This window comes from Sandarakinorhabdus sp., assembly GCF_040398645.1.
GTDB lineage: Bacteria > Pseudomonadota > Alphaproteobacteria > Sphingomonadales > Sphingomonadaceae > Sandarakinorhabdus.
The window spans coordinates 1-4,866 of record NZ_JBBATR010000069.1; the positions used below are offsets into that span (position 1 = coordinate 1).

General features: G+C 66.0%; 5 protein-coding genes. 3 read left to right on the forward strand and 2 right to left on the reverse strand.

The features are described from left to right. Both ABWP50_RS12005 and purD read right to left on the reverse strand, forming a co-directional pair. The coding region (locus ABWP50_RS12005) for a phosphotransferase family protein (protein ID WP_353218224.1) at positions 1–968 on the reverse strand (968 nt) is incomplete at its 3' end. A gap of 24 nt (positions 969–992) precedes the next feature. Then, complete coding sequence (gene purD, locus ABWP50_RS12010; protein ID WP_353218225.1) at positions 993–2,261, reverse strand: phosphoribosylamine--glycine ligase; 1,269 nt, start codon at positions 2,259–2,261, stop codon at positions 993–995. Between the two features lie 74 nt (positions 2,262–2,335). Between purD and xseA the strand changes: the two genes are divergently transcribed. The 3 genes from xseA to ABWP50_RS12025 all read left to right on the forward strand — a co-directional run. Next, positions 2,336–3,805 (forward strand): exodeoxyribonuclease VII large subunit, encoded by a 1,470-nt coding sequence (xseA, locus tag ABWP50_RS12015; protein WP_502951058.1) that lies wholly within the window; start codon positions 2,336–2,338, stop codon positions 3,803–3,805. Then, on the forward strand, positions 3,805–4,026 hold the full coding sequence (locus tag ABWP50_RS12020) for a DUF2093 domain-containing protein (RefSeq protein ID WP_353218227.1): 222 nt from the start codon (positions 3,805–3,807) through the stop codon (positions 4,024–4,026). Before xseA ends, ABWP50_RS12020 begins: the two co-directional genes overlap by 1 nt. Further along, positions 4,026–4,866 (forward strand): M23 family metallopeptidase (locus ABWP50_RS12025; RefSeq protein ID WP_353218228.1); only part of this gene is annotated, 841 nt, incomplete at its 3' end. The genes ABWP50_RS12020 and ABWP50_RS12025, both read left to right, overlap by 1 nt.

A 4,866-nucleotide genomic window follows, 5' to 3' on the forward strand; every position in this document is an offset into this window, starting at 1 on the left:
ATCACCCGGCCCTTGATGCCGTGGATGATCCCGGCCAGCCGGAACATGTTGTAGGCCACATAGAAATCGATATCGGCGATGCCGCTGCGCCCGGTGCGGCGGCAATAGGCGTCCACATATTCAGCTTCGGTGGGCAGGCCCAGCGCGGCGAGATCATTGCCGACCAGGCCGGTCGTGGTGCTGGGCGGCATCCGGTACATCATCAGATGGTAGGAAAAATCCGCCAGCGGGTGGCCCAGCGTCGAAAGTTCCCAATCCAGCACCGCCAGCACGCGCGGCTCGGTGGGGTGGAAAATCATGTTATCACAGCGATAATCGCCGTGAACGATGCTCACTTCGTCGCCCGGCGGGATGTTGGCGGGCAGCCATTCCACCAAACTGTCCATGGCCGGGTAGCGGCCGGCATCGACATCTTCGAGATATTGTTTTGACCAGCGCCCGATCTGGCGAGAAAAATAATTGCCCGGCTTGCCGAAATCACCAAGGCCGGCGGCCACCGGATCGATCATGTGCAGATCGGCCATCGTCTTGTTCATGGCGTCGAAATAGGCGCGGCGTTCCTCTTTGGGCACGCTGGGGAAGGTCGTGTCCCAGATCACCCGGCCATCGACGCAGTCCATGATGTAAAACCAGGTGCCGATCACCTCATTGTCCTGGCACAGGCCAAAGGTGCGCGCCGCCGGAAAGCCTTGCGCGTGCAGGGCGGTGATCACCTTGTATTCGCGGTCCACGGCGTGGGCGGATGGCAGCAGCTGGCCGGGGGGCTTGCGGCGCAGCACATAATTTTGCCCCGGTGTGATCAATTTGTAGGTGGGATTGGATTGGCCGCCCTTGAACTGTTCGATGGCAAGCGGGCCGGCATAGCCATCGACATGCGCCTGCATCCAATCGTGCAGCCGGGCGGCGTCAATCTCCTGGCCGGCGCGCACGGCACTGGTGCCCGAAAATTGTTCCTGCCGATCGCTCATGCGCTGTCTCCCCGGTTGGCGAGATCAGCCGGCCTTGCCGATGTCTCGCCGATATTGGCCGCCGTCCCAACTGATCTTGCGGATAGCGGCATATGCCAGCGCCCGCGCCTCGGAAATATCATGGCCCAGCGCAGTTATGTTCAGCACCCGCCCGGCCGCCGCCACCAATTGGCCGGCATCGTTGCGGCGCGTGCCAGCATGAAACACCTTTACGCCCAAGCTTTCGGCTGCATCAATGCCATCAATCACTGTGCCGGTCACTGGCTGCCACGGATAGCCGCGCGCCGCCATCACCACCGTGACCGCCGCATCGGGCGAAAAACGCGGTTCAACGCTGGCCAGCGTGCCCGTGGCCGCCGCCCACAACAAATCCACCAGATCCGATTCCAGCCGCATCATCAGCACCTGGGTTTCGGGATCGCCCAGCCGCACATTATATTCGATCAGCATCGGGCCATCGGCCGTGAGCATCAGCCCGGCATACAAAAAGCCCTGAAACGGCGTGCCGCGTTCGCGCATGGCGGCCAGCGTTGGATAAACAATCCGATCGAGCGCTTGCTGCTGCAATTCCGGCGTCAGGCGCGGCGATGGCGATACGGCGCCCATGCCGCCGGTGTTGGGGCCTTCATCGCCGTCGTGCAGCCGCTTGTGGTCTTGCGCGGTGGGCAATATCCGCACGGTTTGCCCGTCGGTCAGGATGAACAGGCTGGCCTCCGGGCCTTCCAGGCATTGTTCCACCACCACAGGGCCGTGGATTTCCGCCAGCGCCGCCAGGCCTTCTTCGTTGCTCTCGGCAACCGTGACGCCCTTGCCGCTCGACAGGCCATCGGCCTTCACCACCACCGGCAGCGGGTGCACGGCCACATAATGATGGGCATCGGCCGCGCCGGCAAATCGCCGGTACCGCGCTGTGGGGATGCCATATTGCGCGCACAAATCCTTGGTGAAGCCCTTTGAGGCCTCCAGCTCGGCGGCAGCGCCCGATGGCCCGACCACGGCGATACCAGCGGCGCGCAGCGCATCAGCCACCCCGGCCACCAGCGAATCTTCTGGGCCGACCACGACAAGCCCGATGCTGTTTTCAACGGCATAGGCAGCCACGGCGGCTGGATCGGTGATCGCCAGCGCAGTAATCTGCGCCACCTCGGCAATGCCGGCATTCCCCGGCGCACACACCAGCCGGCCGCAGCGCGGCGACTGCCGCAGCCGCCAGCACAGCGCATGCTCCCGGCCGCCGCCGCCCAGAACCAGAATATCAACGGATTGCGCAGATTGGGGTGGAATCGTAGACATGGCGGCAGCAATATCACGCCCATGCGACCCGGCAAGGTGATAAGCCGCCGTAACCGACAAAAACCCTGACAATGATGAATGAAAAGCTTGTGAACAACCTGACAGAATATAGTGTGTCCGAAATAGCGGGCGCCCTGAAGCGCACGGTTGAAACGGCGTTTGGCCAGGTGCGAATCCGCGGTGAGCTTTCGCAGTTCCGCCGCCAATCGAGCGGCCATTGGTATGGCAGCCTGAAGGACGAGCGCGCGCTGATCGATATGGCGATGTGGAAGGGCGTGGCCGCCAATCTGAGCTTTCGGCCCGAAGACGGCCTGGAAGTGGTGGTCACCGGCAAATTGACGACCTATCCGGGCCGATCGAAATATCAGCTGATCGTCGAGCAGATGGAGCCGGCCGGCGTGGGCGCGCTGCTGGCCCAGATCGAGGCGCGGCGGCTGCGCCTGCAAGGCGAAGGCCTGTTTGATGCCGCGCGCAAGCGGGCGCTGCCCAGCCTGCCGCGCGTGATCGGCGTGGTCACCAGCCCGACCGGCGCGGTGATTCGCGACATATTGCACCGGCTGGCGGACCGGTTTCCCGTGCATGTGCTGGTGTGGCCGGTGGCGGTGCAGGGCGATGCGTCTGCCGCGCAAATTTCCGCCGCGATTGCCGGCTTCAACGCCATAACAGCCGGCGGCGCGGTGCCGCAGCCCGATCTGATCATCGTGGCACGCGGCGGCGGATCGATCGAGGATCTGGCCGCCTTCAACGAGGAAATCGTGGTGCGCGCCGCCGCTGCCAGCCGCATCCCGCTGATCAGCGCAGTGGGCCATGAGACGGACACCACGCTGATTGATTATGCATCGGATTGGCGCGCGCCGACGCCCACGGCCGCCGCCGAACGCGCCGTGCCAGTGCGCGCCGAGCTGGCCGCCAGCCTGACCATGCTGGCCGGGCGCCTGGATGCCGCCGTGCTGCGCAGTGCAGCATTGCGGCGCGAACGCACCGAGGCGCTGGCCCGCCGGCTGCCGCAGCCGCGCAACCTGATCGGGCTGGCGGCGCAGCGGGTTGATGATCTTGCTGAACGCCTGCCAAAGGCGCTGGAGGCCCGCGCCGGCAGCTTTGCCCTGCGGCTGGAACGCGCCGGTGGGCGGCTGCGGCCGGCGCTGCTGATGACGCGCGTGGACCAGGGCGGCCAAAGATTGGCCGGGCTGGCGGCGCGGCTGGCGCCGGCCCTTGAACGTCCGCTGGCCAGCGACGCCCAGAAATTCGCCCGCATCGGCGCGGGCCTGCGGCCCTTCTTGCTCGATACGCGGCTGGCCGGGGCCAGCAGCCGCCTGAACGAAGCGGCGCGCATGCTCACCAGCCTTGGCCCCGATCAGGTGCTGGCGCGCGGCTATGCCATCGTGCGCGGCGCCGATGGCCATGTCATCGCCAGTGCGAGCGCAGCGGCAGCGCAACAAAGCTTGACGATCCGCTTTGGCGATGGCGAAACGCCGGTGTTCACGGCCAAGGGCCATGCAGCAGGCGCTTCAGGCGGCCCGGCTGTGCAAGGGAGTTTGTTTTGATGCTCGATCGTTTCGGCCGGCCCGCGAAGCTGAAGTATGAAAGTGGCAGCTACCGGGTGCTTGAGGCCGGCGAATATGTGCTGTGCGCGGTCACCAACCAGCGCATCGCGCTCGCCAGCCTGCGCTATTGGAGCCACGAATTGCAGGAAGCCTATTTCAACGCCGAAATCGCCAGCAATCGCTATGCCGAGCAGCGCACCAAGGGGCTGTTTCAGCTCTGATGCGCTGGCTGGCCTTGCCGCTGCTGCTGGCCGGTGCGGCCATCACAGGGGCGGCCGCGCCGCTGCCGCTGGTGGTGGCGCAGCCGCTGGTCGCCGTGCAGGGCCAATTGCTGATTGCCAGCCTGCCCGCCGGCAGCCGTGAGCTGCGCCTGAGCGGCCAGCCCGTGCATATCGCAACCAATGGCCGCTTCATGCTGGGCATCGACCGTGATGCCACCGGCAGCCAGCAGCTGGAATGGGTGACCCGGGATGGCCGCAGCGCCAGCCGCACGATAGCGGTGGCATCGCGGGAGTGGGTGATCGATCGCCTGCCCGCCCGGCTGATGCGGCGGGCCGATCCGGACGCGCCGCCCAATCCGGTGTGGGAAGCACTGCGCGCCGCCGAAACCGCGCAGGTGCGCGGCGCCCGCATTGAAATCAGCCCGCTGCCATTCTGGCAGGCCAGGTTCCGCTGGCCGGCAACCGGCCGCATTTCCACGCATTTTGGCGCGCAGCGTGTCTATGGCGATGTGCCGGCCAGCTATCACAGCGGCATGGATATCGCCGCCCCCAGCGGCACCGCCATCCGCGCGCCCATCCCCGGCATCGTGCGACTGGCCGCCGGGCCGTTCAGCCTGGAAGGCAATATCATCATCCTCGATCATGGCCGCGGGCTGCATTCGGCGATGCTGCACCTGTCGCGCATCGACGTGAAGGCCGGCGATATCATCGCCCAGGGCCAGATCATCGGCGCCATCGGCACCACCGGCCGATCGACCGGGCCGCATCTGCACTGGGGCATGACCTGGCACGGCATCAAGGTTGATCCCGAAGCCCTGTTGCCGCCGATGCCGGAGCGCA